We start from the raw sequence: 21,995 nt of genomic DNA, 5'->3' as shown, positions 1-21,995 counted from the left end.
GAGTGCCGCGGCCAGATACACGAGCGCCGTCATACCATGCTGATTCTGATCGCGAGTGCCGCGAGCGTTACCAGCAGCACCGGGATCGTTAGCGTCGCGCCGACCTTGAAGTAATAGCCCCAGCCAATCCGGATGCCTTTTTGCCCAAGGACATGCAGCCAGAGCAGCGTCGCCAGCGAGCCGATCGGCGTGATCTTCGGGCCAAGGTCGCAGCCGATCACGTTGGCGTAGATCATCGCTTCCTTGATCGCGCCTGAGGCATGCGTCGCGTCGATCGACAGCGCGCCCACCAGCACAGTCGGCATGTTGTTCATCACCGACGACAGCAGTGCCGCGACGATTCCGGTTCCGAACGCTGCACCCCACACACCGCCTTGCGCGGTACGATCGAGCAGGCTGGCAAGGTGGTCAGTCAGGCCCGCATTGCGGAGGCCATAGACGACCAGATACATGCCGAGTGAGAAGATCACGACCTGCCACGGCGCGCCGGCCAGCACCTTGCGCGTCTGGATGACGTGACCGCGCGCGGCGATGATGAGCAGGAGTACAGCGCCGGCAGCGGCCACGGCGCTGACCGGCACGCCGAGGGGTTCGAGCAGGAAGAAGCCGGCGAGCAGTAGGGCAAGAACGACCCAGCCCGCCTTGAACGTGGCACGGTCGCGGATCGCATCACCGGGCGTGCGGAGCTGCGCCACATCGTAGCTCGCCGGTATGTCACGCCGGAAGAACAGCAGCAGCGCGACCAGTGTTGCGGCGATCGACGCCAGATCGACAGGCACCATCACCGAGGCATAATCGGCAAAGCCGATCCGGAAGAAGTCGGCCGACACGATGTTGACGAGGTTGGAGACGATCAGCGGCAGACTGGCGGTATCGGCTATGAACCCCGCAGCCATCACGAACGCCAGCGTCGCCTTGTCCTTGTATCCCAGCGCGCGCAGCATCGCGATGACGATCGGCGTCAGGATCAGCGCCGCGCCATCATTGGCAAACAGCGCCGACACCGCCGCGCCGAGCAGAACGATCAGTACGAACAGACGGCGACCATGCCCCCTGCCCCAGCGGGCGACATGGAGCGCGGCCCATTCGAAGAACCCGGCTTCATCTAGCAAAAGGCTGACGATGATGATCGCGACGAACGTCGCAGTCGCATTCCAGACGATGCCCCACACCACAGGCACGTCAGAAAGCGAAACGACCCCGACGAGCAGCGCGACGGCCGCGCCGCCCAGCGCGCTCCAGCCAATGCCCAGGCCCTTGGGCTGCCAGATGACGAGCGCGATCGTGACGACGAAGATAGCGAGCGCGAGCAGCATCAGGCGATGCGCTGACCCGAGGCATCCACGACCTGTTCGCCGTCTTCCTTGGCAAACGCGCCCTGTTGGGCATCGGGCAGCAGATCAAGGACCGCTTCGGATGGTCGGCACAGCTTCACGCCGAGCGGCGAGACGACGAGCGGTCGGTTGATGAGGATCGGATGCGCCATCATCGCGTCCACCAGCGCGTCGTCTGATCGCGACGTGTCGGCCAGGCCAAGCTCCGCATAAGGAGTCCCCTTCTCACGCAGCAGATCGCGGGGCGTGATCCCGGCGCGATCGATCAGCTCGACCAGCAGCGCGCGCGAGGGTGGCGTCTTCAGATATTCGACCACATGTGGCTCGATGCCGGCATTGCGGATCATCGCCAGTGTGTTGCGCGACGTGCCGCATTCGGGGTTGTGATAGATCACGATATCGACGGCCACGGGGCGTCCTTTCAGCAGCAGGGGGTGAGTTCGGCCAGGAGTGGCGCGCACAACTCGGGCGAACTGGCGCAACAGTCTTTGACGAGGAACAGCGTCAGCGCGCGCAGCCCGCCCAGATCGGCGCGGTAGATGATTGATCGGCTATGTCGTTCGGAGCGCACGATGCCAGCCCGCGCGAGAATGCCGAGGTGCGCAGACATGGTGTTTTGCGGCACATCGAGCTGGCGAGCGATTTCGCCCGCTGCCATGCCGTCCGGTTCGTGCCGCACCAGCAGGCGGAACACGTCGAGGCGTGTGCCTTGCGCGAGCGCGGCCAATGTAGAAATAGCCGAATCCTTTTCCATATATCCAGCTTAGCGGATATCGAGCAGCAGGCAACGCTGCGATTTTCGGCAAAACTAGGCCGCAATGCCTTCCGGCTTGGAACAGGATAATGGGCGCATTGCGCGCCAGCCTTCCAAGGACCAGCAGCATGAGTGATTTAGACGACGCCTAGGCCGTCCAGGAAGTGTCGCGCCAAAATCGCCAGTGTCGCCTTCGTGGCTTCCTAAGATCAGTACGCCCTACCCTGCCAACTGACGATTAGGATAATACGTGGCGTCAAAACCGGCCCGGTTGTGACACCGCAATTCGGCTGGCCGAGGAGAAAGGTTTACGTTCTATCCAAGCTGAAGGTCGGCATGAGCGTCACAATCGCTCGGTTTGACACCGACAAACACCCAAAAGGCGCTTACCTTGATAAGCGCGAGAGCGCGGCGCGGCGGGGAGTGCAACCAACCACCGGCGTACCGGGTGTCGAAAGCAAGCTGATAAGTCGCACCAGACGGAGCACTGTGCCGTTGACATAGGCGGTATGATATTGCCCCGTAGGATGCAGCGGCGTGCCTTGTTTGCAAGCCAGCGAAGGGGGAGCCGATGGCGAAAGACTCAGTAAAGAAGCTGGAAATACCCGGCACCCTCATCGAAGCGGTCAAAAGTACGCGGGTAATCCCTTTCCTAGGAGCGGGTGCCTCGAAAGAAGCTTCTGACGGATATGGCAAAACTCCTCCGGACGCCGATGCTTTACGTGACCTACTGGCATCCAAGTTTTTTGGGAAAGATATTAAAAACAGGGACTTAATGACAGTCGCCGAGATGGCGATTGCCTCTGCCGGAGGCCAGTCGTTAGTTTTTGAGGAAATACGGAAGATACTAAGTCCGTTTGAGCCTGGGGACGCTCACCGCGCGCTCGCCGAGTTCAGATGGCGATCAATAGCTACCACTAATTACGATTTGCTAATTGAACGGGCATACAGCGATGTAAAGACCCGACGACAAAATCTTGTTCGGTTTGTCAAAGACGATGAACCTGTTGAACAGCGTCTGCAAGAAACCCATAATCCGCTTCAATATCTGAAGCTACACGGGTGTGTTGACCATATACATGATTCAGACATACCTTTAATATTGACGAAAGAGAGCTACGCAAGATTCTCAAAAAATAGAACTCGCCTATTTGACAGAATAAAAGACTATTCGCATGAGTCATCAATATTGTTCATCGGCTATAGGCTTGATGATCCGCACATAAGGGACCTGATTTACAATCTTGCGCCAACAAAACGCCCAAGATGGTACATGGTCACCCCAGATGCTGAGGACTATGACGTTTCATACTGGGATAGCCAGAATGTCGGGGTTATCAAGAGCCGCTTCGGCGATTTTATGTCTGCCTTACAGGAAGAGATACCGCCGCTATTCCGTGCGTTGTCACCTTCTCTAGCGGTTGCTGACCTTCCTATCAGGAAGTTTTATGTCACGAGCAATGTGGAGAGTGCCCGTCTAAGAGATTCACTAAACACCGATTTTGCCGTCATTCACTCCGGGATGTCTGCCGAAGAGCAGATTCCTAAGCTATTTTACGAAGGCTATGATAACGGATGGGGTGGCATTCTCCGTAGGCTGGATGTTAGGCGAAAGGTAGAAGATGATCTTCTATATAAAGCTGTTCTTGAAAATGAGAGTCCCAAGGGCCCAGTTTTACTAGTACTTAGAGGACCGGCTGGTGCTGGGAAAACGATCGCTCTTAAACGCACGGCATTCGAAGCGGCTACATCATCAAACGTAATCACTCTGTGGTTGGAAGAGGGAGGTAGTATCCACCTCGGCGCTATTGCCGAGTTATACGAGCTTTGTCAAAAGCCTATATACCTATTTGTTGATCAGATTGGGTTTCACGTAGGAAAGATTCTTAACGCACTAAGAGAAGCAAAAGCAAAATCTATACCATTAGTAGTCATAGGAGCTGAGCGAGATGCTGACTGGAATACCTACTGCTACGCGCTGGATAACGAATTTCCGCCAAACTTTGTTCGTGTAGGAAATTTATCAGAGCCGGAAGTCCAAGGACTGCTCGATCTTCTGGAAAGACATGACTGCTTAGGCCTATTGAAGCGCCTAAATCGAGACCAGCAGGTTCAGGCCTTTATGAACGAGGACAAGGCCGATAGGCAGCTATTGGTTGCACTCCACGAGCTGACAAGAGGAAAGCCATTCGAGGCTATAGTCCTTGAGGAGCATGAGCGAATATCGCCTGAACAGGCACGGCAGCTACACTTAGACATAGCAACGATGCATCAGTTTTCAGTGCATGTTAGAGCTGGGATTATATCCCGAATATCAGGTATATCGTTTACAGACTTTCAGGAAGAATTTCTTGAGCCACTCAAGAATATTGTCCGGGTAGATAATGATCCATATTCAGGAGATCTGTCTTATAGGACAAGGCATGCACGAGTTGCATCTATTGTTTTTAGACAAGTGTGTCCCGACGATGTATCAAAGGCCAAGCAGCTGACCCGGCTTATAGGGGGTTTGGACGTTGGATATTCCGTAGATAAGAGGGCTCTTGAGGAGATTACTAAGGGACGTGCGTTAGCGGATGCGTTTTCTCGGATAGCAGACGCTAGACTCGTCTACGAAGCCGCCATCAAATCAGCTCCAAAGCAGGCATTTCTCTATCAACAGTGGGCTCTTCTCGAAGCTAACCACCCCCAAGGCTCTTTGTTAGAAGCCGAAAAGTTGGCTGAGGAGGCGCATGGGCATGATCCTAAAAGTAAGGCAATCATACATACTCAGGCCGAGATAGACCGTCGTAGGGCAATACTTGAGACTTCCGATCTTCTGAAAGATACGTTAAGAAGACGAGCCCGAATCCGTCTCGCGGAAATGCCTAGCAATGATAGATTTGCTGTATCAAGTAGATGCAAGATCCTAGTTGATGAACTAGACGAATTAGGCTCATCTATTGACGAGAACTCTAGACAGCATGAAGTTATGCTGTATGCCGAGAAACTCAAGGTGACTGAGGAGGCGATCTCACGTGCTCAGCAGAACCATCCTGACGATGCAGACCTAATCCAAGTTGAAGCTCGTCTACGGCGGGTTACGGAAGAAGAGGATAAGGCTCTTCGAGCACTTGAGCGTGCTCTGCTAGCCGGAGTTCGGGGATCCGGTACAGCTATTAGAGTTGCACAAATGTATGAAACTCGGAACCGCGAATTTGACGCAGGTAGAACTCTCAAGGAGGCACTAGCTCGAAGCCCGGACGATAAGCCGTTGCACGAGGCTATGGCAATCCACCTGTTATCTCGATCAGAAACCGATTTAGGCCTAGTCGGGGAACACCTTAGAAGAAGCTACTCTGTAGGCGACCGTAATTTTGAAGCTCGATTTAATCTAGCACAGCTTTTGTTCATCGCAGGGGATGTGCCAAACTCAAAAACCATTTTTGAAGAGATAGATAAATTTGCGCCAGATACGTTTCGTAGAGCAACTCCCGTTCGAGACAATATTTTTACGATCAGACTGTCTGAGGTAACAGGGTCAGTACAGACCATCAAGGGAAGCTTTTTGTTCATCAGGAGCGCTGCTTACCCCACAGACATATTTGCACATAGAAACTTGTCAAACTATGACGACTTTGACGACCTTGAGATCGGCCAAGAGGTATCATTCAAAATAAGATTTAATAGAACGGGTCCTACAGCGGTTGCCGTGATGGCGGCACGGTCAAGGCGTAGCCAAGTCGTTTCGAACACAGCTGAGGTGTCATAACCGAACGGTTCTGACGCTTGAGATAGGTCGCCGCCTTTCAAGCGCTTACTGGTGTCAGAACCCTCATTCAGAATAGCTCGACAAGGGGTTGCAGTCGGTGGCTTGCTTGGACCAAATCGCTTTTCCGAAAGCGGTCGAGGTAATCTTCGGCGGTGACAGCGGGATTGTGAAACTGACGGCGTTGGTTTCCGATTGCGGTCAGCGCCTTGGCCGTATCGAGGTCGATGACATTAACGATGAAGTCGTCGGGATGCTTCACCTCGATACCGTGGCGGGCGGCTGCTTCGACCGGAAAATCCTTGAGGTTGTACGTGACAATCGCGTCGGCTCTGCCGTGAATCGCTGCGGCAAGAACATGGACGTCCTTGGGATCAGGCAGTGTCAGGGCAGGCATCAGCGGTTCGTAGCCTTCCACCAGCGCCTCTCCGAAGCTGTCCATGTAGGTCCGCTGGCGTTGGAAATGGTCAGCTGCCAGATCGGCAAACCGTCGCCTTAAGCTTTCCTCCCACTCGGCCAGGATGGCCTCGCTCCAGAGCGGCCGGAACAGCCGGCTGGCGGCGAACCACAAAAGCGCACCCCGCACGATGGAGGGGTGCATGACGTTGGCATCGAGCAGGACGGTGTAGCGGCCGACCAGCATCAGGGACGATCGAGAGGCGTGTGATCGTCGAAGAGGCCAGCTTCCTGATCCAGATCCGCCATTTCCTGCAGGGCCTCATGCCGGGCCGCATCCATGCGGCTGCGGTAGGTCAGCACGTCGCGTCCGAGCAGCTTACGATGCGTGCCGACCATCCGGAACGGCAGATCACCGCGTTCTAAGAGCTTAATGAGGTGTGGACGCGACATGTTGAGCAGGTCGGCTGCTTGGCTAGTTGTAAGCTCTGCCTGTACCGGCACGACAGTGACGGCATGACCGTTGCCGATCTCAACTAGCATCTTGACGATGCTGTTGAACACACCAGACGGCAGGCTGATAACGTCCTCACCTGCCCCTTCTACAGTCAGGTGAATAGGGCGGCTGGAATCTACCCTCGACAGTGCACGCGCGGCGTTACCGGCCGCCTCGATCTCGTGTGCAGTAGGCTCGTAGGCCTCGTCGATATTGAAGGCCACGGCGGCCATGTTTCATCTCCCAGGGCGGAAGCCATCTAGTGACTGCGAGTTGTAAACGCAATAAGTGAAACGAGTGTCAACGGGAAGACGTTCCACTGCGGTGATCGTCGAGCATGCTGAGCGGGGTGGGCGTAATCCAGTCGCCTCCCAGCTTGGGGTATGGACCGTAGAACAGATCACCCAGCGCACGCCGATAGTGCGCGTTCATCCAGCGCCGGCGTCGATGCTCCGGGCCATCGTGGAGCATGTGGCAGCGTTGGCAGAGCGCTGCGAGCTGGTGAAGCGCACTGTCGCTCGGATCATGGTTAAGGTGCGCACAGGCCAGGACCACCGGTGTCCACCGGCCTTGTACCAGAATGTTTTCCGTAGGCCGTCGCACGCGCCGGCCCCGGCCATTGCGCCAGCATTGCCGGTTCCGATCCCACCACCGTCCGTCGCCTAGGTGGAAGACCTTCTGCCTGTGGGGACGTCCACAATGCTCGCAGTGTCCCCCCGCCCGCACGAAGCGTACCTGGTGTGATAGCTGCACCCAGTCGATCGGGTACAAGAACACGTGCTCGGGCCGGATAGGCATCAGGCCTTCCCTGCCGAAGTGTCAGGCTGCGCAGTCCACCGCATTATAAAGCCACCGTCGCTGCGGTCAGCGCCCGGTAGAGTGTGGCATGGTGGCATTTGAGCAGCTTGGCGGCTTCGCGCACCGATGTGCCTTCGCTTATCAATCGTTCGCCGAGCGTGATCTGATCGGGGGTGAGCTTTGGCGGACGGCCAAAGCGGACTCCCCTCGCCTTAGCCGCCACTCGTCCGCTGCTGGTGCGCTGGTGGATCAGCTCACGCTCGAACTCAGCGATGCCGGCGAACACGGTCAGCACCATGCGACCAGCTGGCGAGGTCGTGTCGGCCCAGGGCTCGGCCAGCGAGCGCAGGCCGGAACCAGCCTCCTTCAGCTTCTCGGCGATGTCCAGCAGGTCGCGCGTCGAGCGCGCCAGTCGGTCGAGCCGCGTCACTACCACCGTGTCGTCGTCGCGCAGCTGCTCGATCATCTTGGCCAGCTCGGGCCGGTCACGCTTCGCGCCCGAGATCTTCTCCTCGAACGTCCGCTTGCATCCGGCCTCCTTCAACGCGGCGCGTTGCAGCCGGAGATCTTGGTCATCGGTGGACACACGAGCATAGCCAATCAGCATGTTGCAAAATTGTATCGTAATAAAAGTATTTTGCAACCGACTTTTGCGACATCAGCACATGAGAGAACACGAGCTCTAAGGGCTCTGTTGCGAAACTTAGAACATTTGCGACAGTCGACAGTTGCTATCCTGCGGCCCTCACAGCCTCATTCTTCAAGCCTGCCTGTGCGAGCCTCCTTCTTCGACTTGTCCCATTCCTTCTTGATGAGCCGTTGGGCTGCTTTCTCGACCGTATCCGCCTTTTTGAGCCAATCGGGCTTTGGAGTATGCCGCGCACTCACTAGCTCCTCGACTGCGCGGAAGAGCGCGCGATCCAGGGCATGTTTGTCCTCAGTCCCTACGTCGCGGCAGGCCGGGTTTAGGCGGAGTACGATACCAGCGCGCGCGGCATGTACCTTTCGCCAATTCACCGGCTTGGCAGGGCTAACTGCACCACGCCGCACCTCGGCCGTTAACTCTACAACCAGCCCTCGCATTGCTTCTCGCCATACCGCGCGCTCGCTGGTGACGATCTGGACGAAGATGGCCTTGTCTGCGTTCTCCTTCCCGGCCTGCGCGCCAAAACGCGCGCCAAGGTAGGCAAGCACGCCCGCAAAGGCCGTTCCGAAGCCCTGCACCCACGTCCAGCCGCCTGATCCTGACCCCCCTGATATTCCTGTCACGTATGCTCCCTTATGCCGCGAACCTCGGGTGCAGCTTACGACCACCCAACCACGCTGCTACAGGCCACGAAGGCTATCAGTTCACAAGTGAGATTGTTATCTTGCTCACTTGTGTGCTATCCATCATGTTCACACGCGAACACGTGCAGGGGCTACATGAAGACCATATCTATCATCAGCCAGAAGGGCGGAGCGGGTAAGACCACGCTTGCCATCCACCTTGCCGGTGCCGCCACCAGTGCGGGCCTCTCCGCGCTAATCCTCGACGCGGACCCGCAAGCGACCGCTAGCCAATGGAACCACTGGCGAGGCGGCGCGGACCCTGAGGTCGTAGATTGTGCCTCCCCCACCCTCCTTCCGCGCAAGGTGCAGCAAGCAGCCGATCTAGGCGCGGACCTAGTCATTATCGATACGCCCCCACACGCGGACATCATGGCGCGCGAGGCGTGCAAGGCTGCGGACCTGATCCTTATTCCTTGTCGTCCCCAAGCGTTCGACTTGTCAGCCGTTGAAACGACGGCCGAGCTGGTGAAGGCAGCAGGCAAGCCGGCCTTCGTGCTCTTCATGGGCGGTCCTCAGCGCGCGCCAACTACTTACAGAGACGCGCGGGAGCTGATTGAGGGCAGCGAAGGCGTTGAGGGTATGGGTGTGCCGGTCGCGCCCGTCATGCTCACGATGCGCGCGATCTATCACCACAGCACGGCGCAAGGGAAAACCGCGATAGAGGCGGAGCCTGACGGTAAGGCGGCGGAGGAGATCGCCGCGCTATGGACGTGGACAAGCGAACGTGTGAACTTGCCCACAAGTAAGCAGGGCAGAAAGAAGCGAGGCTGACATGAGCAAATTTGGCGCCATGAGGCAGCAGCGTGCAGAACGCGCGAAGGTGGAGCCGAGCGTCTCGACCCCAGCCATTGAGGGCTCGGCGTCGGTGCGATCGGCGGCGCGGCAGGGCAAGAAGGCTGTCAGCGCATACTTTAGTCCGGAAGTTAGCCGAGGCTTAAATGTGCTGGCGGCCGAGAACGGAACTACCCTTCAGGCCTTGATGGGCGAGGCAATCGACCTTCTCATGCGCCAGTACGGCAAGCACCCGTTCGGGGAGCGGTGACGCGCAGCTTTGAAGAGGGGTCTGCACATAGAACGGACCCAGATGTACGCTAACGCGATCGGGTGTCAGCAAACCCCCAGATTCGGGTTTCCGTACAGCTGACCAAAGCGACAGGGTTTGTCGCACACTCTGCCATCCTGTTGGCGCCACGACCCAAGGCCGGAGCGCACCCTGTCCGAAAGCATGTGTTTTCCGACAGTCTCAAAACGCTGCGGCAGCCTATACCAGCGTCATGACCAAGATACCGGATACGGACAAGAGATCGCAGGTTTCACCGGAATCCTCATTTTTGCACCTGAACGACGGCGCCCGGCATCATCGGGTCGCCCGGAGCAATGACGAGGTAACGGCGCATGTCGCCTTTTGCGTCGCTGACGATCTGGCGGAGCGGTCCGAGCGTGTTGACTATCGCGCCGCCCGCCGGATTGGTCATGAACTTCGCCAGAGGCTGGATCACGCCGCTGCCATCAGCGCGGGAGGATAGCCCAAGGACATAGGGCATCTTTGGACTGAGGCCCGCAACCGCCGCCTGCAAAATCTGGACTTGGCCCTGATCGAACAGCGTGACCTGGCTGCGCCCAGTCCCGGAAAGAGTCAGCTGGATCTTCATGCCGGCCTGGGCGAGCGGCATCAGGTTTGCACGGCCATCGCCTACCGGCACCGCGCCGGGAACGTAGGCCACGCCTTGGGGCCCCTGACCGATCGGAATCGTCGCGATAACGGTGTTGCTGGCGGTATCGATCGCCGCGACTGCGTCGGCGTTCTCCAGCCCGACATACATCCGCGTACCGTCGCCCGACGGCCAAAGGCCGTGCGGGAGCGCGCCGACCGGGATGTTCGCGACCTGCGCGAAGTCGGTGGTGCGGAACACCTTGACGACGTTCTCGGTGCCGACCGTCACATAGGCGAACTGGCCAGCCTTGGTGCGGGCGATGTTGACGTGGTTGGTGATCGCGCCTGTGTCGAACGTCTTGAGCACTGCGAAGGGTGGCTTGGCGTCGAACACCATGACTTTGCCGACGTCTTTCAGCGTCAACCAGACCTGCTTGCCGTCGGGCGTCGCGGCGATGTCGGGGCAGAACGGGCTCGCCTGCTTGACGCGACCGACGATCTTCTTCGAGGCGGTGTCGATCACAACGGTCTCGGGAGAAAAGCTCGAACAGACGTAACCGTATTTCCCGTTCGGCGAGAAGATCGTCATGCCGGGGCCATTAGGAACGGGGATGCGCGTAGTCGGCGCGAAGGTCTTGCCGTCGAGCACCTGGATATAATCCTCGCCGCGCACCGCGACCCAGACTTCGCGACCGTCGGGGCGGAAGAACGCTTCGTGCGGCGATCGGCCCACATAGGTCGTATGCTTCACGGCATTGGTCGCAGTGTCGATGAACGTCACCGAGTTCGAGCCGATCGAGATCGCCGCCAGCGTCTTGCGATCAGGCGAGAAGCCCATGCCGTGGACGAGCAGCTGTCCCTTGTAGAGCGGGCTGAGGTTCGCGGGGGTCTGGTCGCCGAGTTTTATCACGCCGAGCAGCGTGTTGGTCGACGGATCGATCACCGACACGGTGTTGGAGAACTGGTCCGAGGTGTAGAACCGGTCCTGCGCGCTGACGGGGACGTCGGGGGTCGCGTTCGGCACTTGCTGGGCAAACGCAGGGCCCGAGAAACACAAGGCGGCGCAGGCGGTTAGGGTGAAACGCTTCATGGACGGTCTCCGTGATGGGGGTGACCGGTCGCGGTCGGTTCGGTGTGAGGCAGCAACGCGCCGCCTTCGGATAGGATGCCCTGCATCACCGCGATTTCCTGACGCTGTTCGACGATGATTCCCTGGGCGAGCCGGCGCAGGCGTTCATCCTTGCCGAACCGCAGTTCGACTTCGGCCATGTCGATCGCACCCTGATGATGCGGGATCATCATTCTTGCGAAGTCGCGATCGGGATCGCTTGAATAACCGGTCATCATCGCGCCGTGCATCCGCGCCATCGCCGCATCCATTGCGGACGCGAAACCGTCCGTTTGCGCTAACGCACCCGTCGATACGGACACGGCTATCGCCGTTAGCAAGGCCGTGCGAGATTTCATCGTCATGCCTTTAGTATTCCCATTTATGACACGCGAGCGATGAATGCCGAGCGTGACAGCGTAAATGATCGCGGCGCAGCCATCGATCCAACGCATAAGCATGGTTGTTCTGATCATCTAAAAAGAACGGTAGACAATCTATGATCGCGTTTTCGTATTGAAACCATCGCTACCATGCGTTGGACGCAGGGGAGATATCGGTCGATCTAGCGGCATCGGACTGGCACGATCACCCGCCGGATCCGCGATAAGGATCAAACGATGAAAGCTGCGATCGTTCTGGTTGCCGCGATGTTGGCCTCCGTAGCCCCAGTCCCGGCGATCGCTCAGGCCTATTGGGCTGCACCTGCGGCGGACGACTTTCCCTGCGATATCAAGGCGGTTCAGGCACCGTGGTCGAAGGCTGATATCGACCTTAGTCATCATGACCGGATCTATGTGTCTGACCCGACATCGACAAAGATCGTTGTCATCGATCCTGCAGCGGGCAACGAACTGGGACGCATCGACCTCACCAAAAGCGCGATAGCTGAGCCCAGCTTTTCCAGCCCCAAAGTCCAGCACCTGGCTGCAACGCGCGACGGGCGGACCCTGGCGGTATCGGCATTAGCGCAGCACAGTGTGACGCTCGTAGATCTGGCCACGAACACGGAACGAGGCCGGACCGTGTTCCAGACGTCGCCTACCGCCGTCGCGTTTACGCCCAATGGGCACGAACTCTGGGTTTCGCTCGGCGATGAACATGCCATCGCAGTCGTGGATCCTAAGACCGCGCGGGAGATCACCCGCGTACCAGCAAGTGGCGGAGCGGGCGCGACCATCCTGTCGCCAAACGGACGCTATGCCTTTGTATCGCTTACTGAAAGGCCGTCCATCCTGGTTGTCGACGTCGAGCATCGGCGCGTCGTCGGACACGTTGCCAGCAACGGTGCAGGTGAGGGAGCAATCGCGGTCTCGCCAGATGGCAAACAGATTTGGGCAACACGCCGCGAGAGCGGCACGACCACGGTTTTTGCTGCCAAACCGCCGTTTGCGGTACGCGAAGTGATAAACACTGGTCCAGCAACGGGCGCGGTCAACTTCGCCCAGCGCGCGGACGATTCCTTTGCCTATGTCAGCATTGGCGGCGATCAACCTGCAATCAAGGTCTATAGAACCGACAGCCTGGAGGCTGTGGCAACCGTCCCGCTACAAGCGGCTCCAAGTGCGGTTTGGCCGTCGGGCGATGGTACGAGAATCTATGCCAGCCTGGCCGGAACCAACAAGGTCGCTGGGATCGACACGCTGACGTACACCACCGTGTCGACAATCCCTATCAGTACGGATGCGCAAAGCCTGATCTACGTTCCTGGTGCCGTGCGATCAGGAAAAGGTCTCGCCAATCTGGTGCCATCCGGGCGCGATGCGGCGCTTGCCGTGGCGGCGCGTTGATCGGTCTTACACCGTCTGTAATTTCCCAAGGAAAGCCCTTTCTAAAATGACCAAGCCCCCCGTCAGGATCGCGATCAGCGGTGCCGCAGGACAAATTTGCTATTCGCTGCTCTTCCGGGTTGCGCAGGGTGACGTGTTCGGACCGGACCAGCCCGTTATCCTTCAACTGCTCGACGTGCCGCAGGCTATGGACGCCGTACGCGGCGTGGTCATGGAACTGGAGGATTGCGCGTTCCCGCTACTGGCAGGTGTGATCATTACTGATGATCCGATGGTGGCTTTCAAGGACATCGATGCGGCCATGCTGGTTGGGTCTCGTCCCCGCTCAAAGGGCATGGAGCGCCGTGATTTGCTCGCTGCCAACGCAGCGATCTTCAAGACGCAGGGCGCAGCATTGGACGCAGTGGCCAAACGTGACGCCAAGATCCTGGTCGTCGGCAATCCCGCCAACACAAATGCCTGGATTCTTGCGCAAAGCGCACCGGGTTTTCCTGCCGAAAACATCACGTCGATGATCCGCCTCGATCACAACCGCGCGCAGGGACAGCTTGCGGCCAAGGCGGGTGTAGGTGTCGATGCGATTACAAAGCTCGTCGTCTGGGGAAACCATTCGCCGACGATGTTTGCCGACTGGGGGAATGCCGAACTCGATGGCCAAAAGCTTGCCGACCGTATCGGAAACGAGGCCTGGTACCGCGAAACCCTGATCCCCACCGTTGCGCAGCGCGGAACCGCGATCATCGAAGCACGGGGTGCGTCCTCGGCCGCGTCGGCCGCAAATGCAGCGATCGACCATCTGCGCGACTGGGTGCACGGCGCAGGCGATAATTGGGTGTCGATGGGCGTGGTGTCAGATGGCTCCTACGGTATCCCGCAAGGACTGGTGTGCGGCGTGCCGGTGCACTGCATGAGCGGTGGGTATGCGCGTATCGAAGGCCTGACCCTCGATCCGTTCCAGCGATCGATGCTCGATCGCACGATTGCCGAACTGGTCGATGAACGTGAGGCGGTTATCGACATTCTGAAATGAACGATCGGTATATCTGATTGGAATGACTGTAATCTTTGGTTGGTGCGATTGATCTCCTTTCCCTATCATTGGGGCAAGGAGATCGGGCATGACCCTCGAACAACTCAGGATTTTCGTCGGTGTCGCAGAGCGCGAGCACATGACGCGCGCTGCCGAAGCGCTCAATGTGACGCAGTCAGCCGCAAGCGCTGCCATCGCCGCGCTAGAAGCTCGGCACGGCGTGTCGCTGTTCCACCGGGTCGGCCGCGGGATCGAACTGTCCGAAGCGGGCCGCATGTTTCTGGTCGACGCGCGCGCAGTGCTTGGCCGTGCCGCCAGCGCGGAACTTGCACTGGCCGAATATGCAGGACTGGAGCGCGGCACACTGCGGCTGGTCGCAAGCCAGACGATCGCAGGCTATTGGCTGCCCCGCCAGCTGGCGGCGTTCCATGCGCGCTACCCCGCGATCTCAATCGAACTGGCGATCGACAACACCGAGGGGGCCGCGGCGCGCGTGCTCGACGGTGCGGTCGAGCTCGGCTTCGTCGAGGGTGTGATCGACGAGCCCGCGCTCGCGCATTGGACGGTCGCGAACGACCGCATGGTGCTGGTAAGCGATCGCGCAGCCGACACGATCGACGAGGACTGGATCCGCGCCGCGCGCTGGATCGTCCGCGAACAGGGATCGGGCACGCGCTCGTCGTTCGAGGAGGTGTTGCGCCAGCGCGGCGTCGATCCGTCGGACCTCACCACCGCGCTGACCCTGCCGTCGAACGAGGCGGTACGTAGCGCGGTCGAGGCTGGCGCAGGCGTCGCGGTCCTGTCGCAGCATGTCGTCGCACCTGCAATCGCGGCCGGAACGTTGCACGATCTGCCGCTCGGTCTGCCGCGGCGTCCGTTCTACGCGCTGCGGCACAAAGAGCGCTATCGTACCCGGGCGGCCGATGCGCTGACCGATCTCATCAAGGAGACTGGCAAGTGACCGCCGATCTGAAACCCGTTCTTGATGGCCTGAAGCCGCTCAGCCGGCTCGACTCACCGCGCGAGATGATCCGGCAGTTCACGCCCAACTGGTTCGCCGCGACCATGGGCACCGGTATCCTGGCGCTGGCCTTACCGCAGGTGCCGGGCGTCGGCACGTCGCTGCACCCGGTCGGCGAGGCATTGTGGTATTTCAACATCGCGCTCTTCACGCTGTTCGCCGGGCTCTACACCGCGCGCTGGACGATGTTCGGGCACGAGGCGCGGCGGATCTTCGGGCACAACACCGTATCGATGTTCATCGGTACGATCCCGATGGGCCTCGCGACGATCATCAACGGGTTCCTGGCGTTCGGCCTGCCGCGGTTCGGCGCCGGCGTGATCCCGATCGCCGAGACATTGTGGTGGATCGACGTCGCGATGTCGCTCGCCTGCGGTGTAGCGATCCCCTACCTCATGTTTACCCGGCACGAACATTCGCTCGACGGCATGACCGCGGTGTGGCTCCTGCCAGTGGTCGCGGCCGAGGTCGCAGGCGCGAGCGGAGGCCTGCTCGCACCGCATCTGGCCGACGCCCATCATCAGTTCGTGGTGCTGGCGACCTCCTATGTCCTGTGGGCCTATTCGGTGCCGGTCGCGTTCGGCATTCTCGCGATCCTGATCCTGCGGATGGCTCTCCACAAGCTGCCGCACGAGAGCATGGCCGCCTCGAGCTGGCTCGCGCTCGGTCCGATCGGCACCGGTGCGCTCGGGATGCTGGTGCTCGGTAGCGACGCGCCCGCGATCCTCGCCGCCAACGGCCTCGGCCAGATCGGCGCGGTAGCGCAGGGGATCGGCACGATCGCCGGGCTGTTGCTCTGGGGCTTCGGCCTGTGGTGGCTGGCGCTCGCGACGCTGATCACGATCCGCTACTGGCGCGCGGGTATCCCGTTCAACCTTGGCTGGTGGGGCTACACCTTCCCGCTCGGCGTCTACACTGTCGCCACCTTCAAGCTCGGCACGACGCTCCAGCTCGGCTTTTTCGGGATCGTCGGCACCATCCTCACCATCGCGCTCGCAGCGATGTGGCTGCTGGTCGGCGCCAAGACGGTCGCAGGCGGCTGGCGCGGAAACCTGTTCGTGTCGCCCTGCATCGCCCAAGCCAATTGATGGGCCGAACTGATCGTCCTGCCGGATCGAACCGGCCCATCCGATCGACCCGTACCGGGCAGACCGTCGGACGGATCGCGCATAAGAGCATGACATCGAAGGGAGAATGCTGGTGGACAGCCTGGATATGAAACTGGCGCAGGCGACGAACCGCCGTCGCTTTCTCGCAGAGGCTGCGATCGGCAGCGGCGCGCTGATCGCCGCACCCGCGCTGGCGCAGAGCATGGTCGACCTGCATCTTCCGGGTGGCCCATCGGAACGGCCGATAACCAGTGCGTTCCCCGGCAAGGGCAGCATGATCCTCCAGCGGATCCACCCGCCGCTGCTGGAAACGCCGATGAGCGTGTTCAATGGCGACGTCTTCACACCGAACGACCAGTTCTTCGTCCGCTGGCACTGGGCCGACATTCCGACCGCGATCGATGTCGAGGCGTTCCGGATCAAGGTGCACGGCGCGGTCACGCGGCCGCTGTCGATCTCGCTCGCGCAACTGCTGAAGTTGCCACGCGTCGAGCTGGCGGCGATCAACCAATGCTCGGGCAATTCGCGTGCGCTGTTCCAGCCCCCTGTTGCCGGTGCGCAGTGGCGTCACGGGGCGATGGGCAACGCCAAATGGCTCGGCGTGCGCCTGCGCGACGTGCTCGATATCGCCGGCGTGAAGCCGGGCGCGGTCGCGGTGCGGTTCGGTGCGCTCGACCAGCCGGTGGTCGCGGGTGGACCGGATTTTGCGAAGTCGCTGTCGATCGACCACGCACGCGACGGCGAAGTGATGCTCGCCTTCGGGATGAACGGTGAACAGATGCCGCTCCTCAACGGCTTCCCGGTCCGGCTGATCGTACCCGGCTGGTATTCGACCTATTGGGTCAAGATGCTGAACGACATCGAGGTGCTTGCCGCGCCCGACGACGGTTACTGGATGGCCAAGGCGTACAAGATCCCTGACACTCCAGGCGCGAACGTGCGGCCTGGCCAGAAGGATTTCCCGGCCGTCCCGATCAACAAGATGATCCCGCGCAGTTGGGTCACGAGCCTCGACGAAGGGCAGGCGATCGCGTTTGACCGGTCAATCCCGCTGGGCGGCATCGCGATGGGCGGCGATTGCGGCGTCGCCAAGGTCGATGTGTCGACCGACAACGGCAAGAGCTGGTACAAGACGACGCTTGGCCCCGATCACGGCAAATACAGTTTCCGCCGCTGGGATGCGCAGGTGCCGCTCAGCCATGCGGGCCCGACCAGACTGATGTCGCGCTGCTGGAACACCGCCGGCATCGCGCAGCCGATGACGCCGATCTGGAACCCGGGCGGGTTCATGCGCGGCAACATCGAAACCACCAACATCGTCGTCGGCTGAGGAGCGCTCCCCCATGAAAACGCCTTCCATCGGCACGCTGTCGTTCGGGTTCGTCGGCGCGACCGTCGTTCTTCTACTCGCGATCGGTGCCCCGAACAGCCGCATCGCCCCGCCGCCTGCCGCCCCGACCGCACCACCGCCGCCAAGCGTTTCGGCGCGCGGCTTCTCGCTGGCGTCCACCTCGGTCGATCTCCCGACCGACGAAGGGCAATATCCCGCCGGCCCGCATGCCGACGTCATCAACGCCAACTGCACCTCGTGTCATTCGGCGAGCATGGCGCTGAACCAGCCGCCACTCTCCTCCGATCAGTGGACCGCGGAGGTCACCAAGATGCGCGAGGTCTACAAGGCTCCTGTTGCACAGGCTGACGTGCCGGCGATCGTCGCTTATCTGACCGCCATGAGCGCAAAGCAGCCGGGCGCCGCGAAGGGCAAGGCGCAAGACCCCGATCCGAAGGCTGCGCCCGACGTATCGGGGGGATCAGGCTAAGCACATCACTCACGACACGCGGTTCTGCGCGCGAAGTGCTGTGCGGCGTGTACGTGTCTCGCGCAGTGTTGCATTGGGCGCGAGGCCGTTCGCGGGCACCTTGGGTATCGCAACGCGCTGCGACAGGTAGATGCCATTGTGGCCCGAGCAGAGATAGGCCACGAAACAGGCGACGGCGATCGGCACCGCATAGCTGGCGCCAAACAGTTCAATCCCCATGAAGGTGCAGGCGAGCGGGGTATTGGCAGCCCCGGCAAAGACCGCAACAAAGCCGATCGCGGCGAACAGGCCCGTCGGTACGTCCAAGAAAGGCGCCAGCGCGTTACCGAGCGCCGCGCCGATGAAGAACAACGGCGTGACTTCACCGCCTTTGAAACCCGCACCGAGCGTGACGACAGTAAACAGCAGCTTGATCGCCCAACTCCACGGATGCGTGTCTGGTCCGAAGAAGCTGGCGATGGTAAGGCTCTCGGGCCTCGCTGCCAGGACACCCAGGCCTAGATAGTCGCGCGTGCCGAACAGGAAGACGAGCGCGATAACGACGACCCCGCCGATCACTGGACGTAGCGGACCATAGGGGACGATCCGCTTCAGACATCCCCCGACCACGTGGTTGGCTTCGGCGAAGGCCAAACCGACCAATCCGAATATGATCCCCGCAATACCCGCCTTCGTCACGAGCAGCGCATCGACCGGTATCAACGCACCGATCGGGTAGACACCGTGATGGATACCCCAGGCGAGGCACGTCCAATCGCCGACTAGCGCTGCAACGAGGCAAGGCACTAGCGCGGAATATTCAACGCGGCCGATCGCCAGCACTTCGAGCGCGAAGACCGCGCCTGCGATCGGCGTGCCGAAGACCGCGCCGAACCCGGCTGCGATACCCGTCATCAACAGGATGCGCGTGCCGCCCGCATCGAGGCGGAGCGCGCGGCCGAAACCGCTGGCAAGGCTTCCACCCAATTGGACGGCGGTGCCCTCACGTCCGGCCGAGCCACCGAAAAGATGCGTCACCACTGTGCCGAAGAAGATGAGCGGCGCCATCCGCAGAGGCACCCCGCCGCCAGGCTCGTGGATCTGCTCGACGATCAGATTGTTGCCGCCTTCCACTGTGCGCCCGGTGACATGGTAGAGGAATCCGACAACGAACCCGCCCACCGGTAGCAGATAGAGCAGCCAAGGCGATGCAAACCGCAGTCGCGTAACGGTATCGAGACTCAGCAGGAACGCCGCACATAGCGTCCCGACGAGTGCCGCCATGGGCAGCAAGATCAGCGCCCAGCGCAGGACAGAGATCGCATGGTCGTGACGATCGCGCATGAATGCCGCGACATTCAGCGTGCCGACGAGATTGCGAAAGGTAGCGCGCACAATTCCTCCTTGCTGCCTGAAGGCGCCAAGTAGGAATCATCAGCTCTTATCAGAGCGGTTCGGCCAAATTGCCCGGCAGAAATCCATTGCCAAAGTCGATCTATTAGACGTTTGCCCCAACCGTCAATGGGCATGTTGGTCGGGCAAATGCTCGGACCGGCCAGTCGGCAGCGTCTATCTGAGCCCGTTATATGTACCGACCCCGGGTACGCTGCATGCGGGACCGATCGGCTTTGGCCCACGTCGTTTTCGGGCTTCGTCACAAGGGGGCGATACCGCACGAAAGCCGCGGATGCGCTGCGGGGTCTGATCGGTTCGCAGCAAACCTAGGGATGGCTGCTACGAGCGTGCCGTCCAGATGCCGACGAGCGCGGCCAGTGACACGAGCATAAGAAACCCGTTCATCACTAGGAGCAACGTCGCTGGCAGGCGCTTGATGTCCGGTCGTGGCGGCGGGGCGCCTGCGCCCATCTCTCGCCACACCGCAGCGGCGAAGCAAAAGGCGCTGAACAAGATCAGCATGGTCCCGGTCGCCGTCGCCAGCCACGGGAACACGACGTCCTTGAGCAGCGCGCGCGCGCCGATACCGGAAGCGAGCGCCGCCAGTCCGGTACGCACCCAGGCAGCATAGGTGCGTTCGCCGGCGAGGATTGTGCGGTCCGCGGCAAGCTCTGTGCGACGGTCGGCGCTGTCCACCTGCTGGACTGCGCTGTCCTTCAGCTTGCTCGCGCTCTCCGCCAGCTTCGCATGGGCCCGATCGGCGTCGTGCGGCGCGTCCATCAGCCAGCGGTAACGGCGATGCGATGCCAGGCAGTCGAGAGATAGCCGGCGAAGTTCCAGATCGGCTCGGGCCGTTCGGGCTGCATCTGCCCGGCACCGTCAACGGCGCGCACGATCAGGACGTGGAGTCCGGGAGACAGATCGACCGTGACGTGCCACTGCGTCCAGCTCCAAGGCGCATCGGGTTTTGCAGTCAGTTCCGCCTGCAGCCAGTCGGTGCCGCCATTGACGGAGACCTCGACGCGGGTGACCGCTCGGCCGAAGGCGACCGCATAACCCGCGATTTCGCACGCGCCGGCGCTGACATGCGCGCCGTCCACCGGCGCGCAGATCGCAGCATTGAGCGGCATCTCCTCGATAGTCAGACCCCGATCCCAGTCTGCGTCCTCCTTCGCTACCGACGCCGGAAAGAGCTTGTAGTCCTTAGCCTGGATCGGCGCATCGGACGGGCGATCGCGCACCTCGATGCGCGTCAGCCACTTGGCGCTACGAACGCCCGCATAACCCGGCACGACGAGCCGCAGCGGTGCGCCATGTTCGGGGGCCAGCGCCTCGCCATTCATGGCCCAGACGATCAGCACGTCGGGCTCTAGCGCCTTGGCGATCGAGATCGAGGCACCGAACGGTGCCGTCTCACCATCGACATCCACGTTGTCGGCCCCCGTAGTGCCGACGAACGACGCGCCGTCCTGGATGCCGGCTGCGGCGAGCACGTCGCACAGTGCGACGCCGGTCCACGCCGCATTGCCAATCGCGCCCACGTCCCAGGGATCGCCCGAAGTCTTTTCCACGTCTTGAAGATGTGCCCGACGATTGCCGGCGCACTGCATGGTCGCGGTCACTGTCCGGGTCGCAAATGCCGTTTGAAGTTCGGCAACCGTGTAGGAGCGCGGGCGGTCGACTAAGCCGTCCAGCGCTATACGATGATCGTCGGCCAGCTCCGGCGTTGGTCCGTGACTGCGGATGTAGAAGTTCGCCTGCGGCGTCAGGAAGGACGTGATCAGTTTATCCGGGGGCGTTTCCGCATTGAGCGGCTCCGGACAGCGGAGGATCAGATTCTGTTCGGCGCGATCGGATGCGGTCATGCAAGCGGCCTACCATGATGAAATCAGTAGCGAAATCGATCGTTTTGCTGGGCGATGTCACCCAGACTCTTTCGATAGCCTATCCCTTTCTAGACGGCGGTGGAGCGATCACCATGCCGTCGCGCGAAAGGCGCCGAGCGCCAGACAGCCTTTCCCGTAGATCGTCGCGATGTGACTGGACTTGCTACGACGGCTTTGTCCCAAAAGTCGTCGCTAGGTACTAGGGATGACGGAAAACCCTGTCGCCATCGCAGATGCGCGACAAACGGGTGATTTGCGCCGCCTGAACCCGGATGAGGGCGCTTAACGTATATCTGGGTCCGTTCTATGTACCGACCCCGAAGAGGGGGCGATCCGAATGATCCG

General features: G+C 60.6%; 21 protein-coding genes and 1 riboswitch. Of the genes, 9 read left to right on the top strand and 12 right to left on the bottom strand.

Annotated features, from left to right (window positions below; all coding sequences use genetic code 11):
* Nucleotides 1-29 precede the first annotated feature (29 nt).
* The 3 genes from EV283_RS19005 to EV283_RS18995 are packed head-to-tail and all read right to left on the bottom strand — an operon-like array spanning nt 30 to nt 2,088.
* Nucleotides 30-1,316, bottom strand: coding sequence for an arsenic transporter (locus EV283_RS19005; protein WP_130328102.1), 1,287 nt, complete (start codon nt 1,314-1,316; stop codon nt 30-32).
* A complete protein-coding gene (gene arsC / locus EV283_RS19000) occupies nt 1,316-1,744 on the bottom strand; it encodes an arsenate reductase (glutaredoxin) (protein ID WP_130328100.1) in 429 nt (142 codons plus the stop codon). Before arsC ends, EV283_RS19005 begins: the two co-directional genes overlap by 1 nt.
* A gap of 11 nt (nt 1,745-1,755) precedes the next feature.
* Entirely contained in the window at nt 1,756-2,088 is a 333-nt protein-coding gene (locus EV283_RS18995; protein WP_130328098.1) for a metalloregulator ArsR/SmtB family transcription factor, read from the bottom strand.
* 571 nt (nt 2,089-2,659) lie between these two features.
* Here EV283_RS18995 and EV283_RS18990 point away from each other — a divergent pair.
* Nucleotides 2,660-5,839: an SIR2 family protein gene (locus EV283_RS18990; RefSeq protein ID WP_130328095.1), complete on the top strand. Its 3,180-nt coding sequence runs from the start codon at nt 2,660-2,662 to the stop codon at nt 5,837-5,839.
* Nucleotides 5,840-5,906: 67 nt separating this feature from the next.
* On the opposite strand, the gene EV283_RS18985 is transcribed toward EV283_RS18990, so the two are convergent.
* The 4 genes from EV283_RS18985 to EV283_RS18965 form a co-directional block, all read right to left on the bottom strand.
* Nucleotides 5,907-6,479, bottom strand: a complete 573-nt coding sequence (locus tag EV283_RS18985) for a PIN domain-containing protein (RefSeq protein ID WP_055763351.1) — start codon at nt 6,477-6,479, stop codon at nt 5,907-5,909.
* Nucleotides 6,479-6,961 carry a helix-turn-helix domain-containing protein gene (locus EV283_RS18980; protein WP_055763354.1) on the bottom strand — a complete coding sequence of 161 codons (483 nt, stop codon included), beginning with the start codon at nt 6,959-6,961 and terminating at the stop codon, nt 6,479-6,481. Before EV283_RS18980 ends, EV283_RS18985 begins: the two co-directional genes overlap by 1 nt.
* Nucleotides 6,962-7,569: 608 nt before the next feature.
* Nucleotides 7,570-8,133: a recombinase family protein gene (locus EV283_RS18970; RefSeq protein ID WP_031392880.1), complete on the bottom strand. Its 564-nt coding sequence runs from the start codon at nt 8,131-8,133 to the stop codon at nt 7,570-7,572.
* A 146-nt stretch (nt 8,134-8,279) separates the two neighbouring features.
* Nucleotides 8,280-8,750, bottom strand: a complete 471-nt coding sequence (locus tag EV283_RS18965; protein WP_031392881.1) for a hypothetical protein — start codon at nt 8,748-8,750, stop codon at nt 8,280-8,282.
* 201 nt (nt 8,751-8,951) lie between these two features.
* Between EV283_RS18965 and parA the strand changes: the two genes are divergently transcribed.
* Nucleotides 8,952-9,629, top strand: a complete 678-nt coding sequence (gene parA / locus EV283_RS18960) for a ParA family partition ATPase (protein ID WP_031392882.1) — start codon at nt 8,952-8,954, stop codon at nt 9,627-9,629.
* 1 nt (nt 9,630) lies between these two features.
* Entirely contained in the window at nt 9,631-9,900 is a 270-nt protein-coding gene (locus EV283_RS18955) for a ribbon-helix-helix domain-containing protein (protein ID WP_031392883.1), read from the top strand.
* A 283-nt stretch (nt 9,901-10,183) separates the two neighbouring features.
* Here the strand turns inward: EV283_RS18955 and EV283_RS18950 are convergent, their stop codons facing one another.
* Together EV283_RS18950 and EV283_RS18945 are read right to left on the bottom strand one after the other, a co-directional pair.
* Nucleotides 10,184-11,602: a YncE family protein gene (locus EV283_RS18950; protein WP_051916163.1), complete on the bottom strand. Its 1,419-nt coding sequence runs from the start codon at nt 11,600-11,602 to the stop codon at nt 10,184-10,186.
* Nucleotides 11,599-12,096 (bottom strand): DUF305 domain-containing protein, encoded by a 498-nt coding sequence (locus EV283_RS18945; protein WP_235516305.1) that lies wholly within the window; start codon nt 12,094-12,096, stop codon nt 11,599-11,601. Before EV283_RS18945 ends, EV283_RS18950 begins: the two co-directional genes overlap by 4 nt.
* A gap of 144 nt (nt 12,097-12,240) precedes the next feature.
* Here EV283_RS18945 and EV283_RS18940 point away from each other — a divergent pair, with 144 nt between their 5' ends.
* The 6 genes from EV283_RS18940 (at nt 12,241) to EV283_RS18915 (ending at nt 18,390) form a co-directional block, all read left to right on the top strand.
* A complete protein-coding gene (locus tag EV283_RS18940; RefSeq protein ID WP_051916164.1) occupies nt 12,241-13,410 on the top strand; it encodes a hypothetical protein in 1,170 nt (389 codons plus the stop codon).
* A gap of 46 nt (nt 13,411-13,456) precedes the next feature.
* Nucleotides 13,457-14,440: a malate dehydrogenase gene (locus tag EV283_RS18935; RefSeq protein WP_031392887.1), complete on the top strand. Its 984-nt coding sequence runs from the start codon at nt 13,457-13,459 to the stop codon at nt 14,438-14,440.
* Between the two features lie 88 nt (nt 14,441-14,528).
* Nucleotides 14,529-15,401, top strand: a complete 873-nt coding sequence (locus EV283_RS18930; RefSeq protein WP_130328094.1) for a LysR family transcriptional regulator — start codon at nt 14,529-14,531, stop codon at nt 15,399-15,401.
* Nucleotides 15,398-16,549 (top strand): TDT family transporter, encoded by a 1,152-nt coding sequence (locus EV283_RS18925; protein WP_031392889.1) that lies wholly within the window; start codon nt 15,398-15,400, stop codon nt 16,547-16,549. The genes EV283_RS18930 and EV283_RS18925 overlap by 4 nt, the downstream gene beginning before the upstream one ends.
* 106 nt (nt 16,550-16,655) lie before the next feature.
* The gene (locus EV283_RS18920; protein ID WP_197975372.1) at nt 16,656-17,900 is read left to right on the top strand and encodes a molybdopterin-dependent oxidoreductase; all 1,245 of its coding nucleotides are present in this window, start codon (nt 16,656-16,658) and stop codon (nt 17,898-17,900) included.
* Between the two features lie 13 nt (nt 17,901-17,913).
* Complete coding sequence (locus EV283_RS18915; protein WP_031392891.1) at nt 17,914-18,390, top strand: hypothetical protein; 477 nt, start codon at nt 17,914-17,916, stop codon at nt 18,388-18,390.
* A 9-nt stretch (nt 18,391-18,399) separates the two neighbouring features.
* Here EV283_RS18915 and EV283_RS18910 read toward each other — a convergent pair whose 3' ends face one another.
* The 3 genes from EV283_RS18910 to EV283_RS18900 all read right to left on the bottom strand — a co-directional run bounded on the left by EV283_RS18910 (nt 18,400) and on the right by EV283_RS18900 (nt 21,629).
* Entirely contained in the window at nt 18,400-19,764 is a 1,365-nt protein-coding gene (locus EV283_RS18910; RefSeq protein WP_031392892.1) for a voltage-gated chloride channel family protein, read from the bottom strand.
* A 23-nt stretch (nt 19,765-19,787) separates the two neighbouring features.
* Nucleotides 19,788-19,864, bottom strand: a riboswitch (Fluoride riboswitch).
* Between the two features lie 239 nt (nt 19,865-20,103).
* Nucleotides 20,104-20,544, bottom strand: a complete 441-nt coding sequence (locus EV283_RS18905) for a DUF202 domain-containing protein (RefSeq protein WP_051916165.1) — start codon at nt 20,542-20,544, stop codon at nt 20,104-20,106.
* Nucleotides 20,544-21,629, bottom strand: a complete 1,086-nt coding sequence (locus EV283_RS18900; protein ID WP_031392894.1) for a sulfite oxidase — start codon at nt 21,627-21,629, stop codon at nt 20,544-20,546. The genes EV283_RS18905 and EV283_RS18900 overlap by 1 nt, the downstream gene beginning before the upstream one ends.
* Nucleotides 21,630-21,995: the final 366 nt, after the last annotated feature.

Origin of the sequence: Sphingomonas sp. BK036, assembly GCF_004216825.1 — a bacterium.
Classification (GTDB): domain Bacteria; phylum Pseudomonadota; class Alphaproteobacteria; order Sphingomonadales; family Sphingomonadaceae; genus Sphingomonas.
The sequence above is the reverse complement of the archived record's forward strand: the minus strand, read 5'-3'. Positions and strand labels throughout refer to the sequence as shown.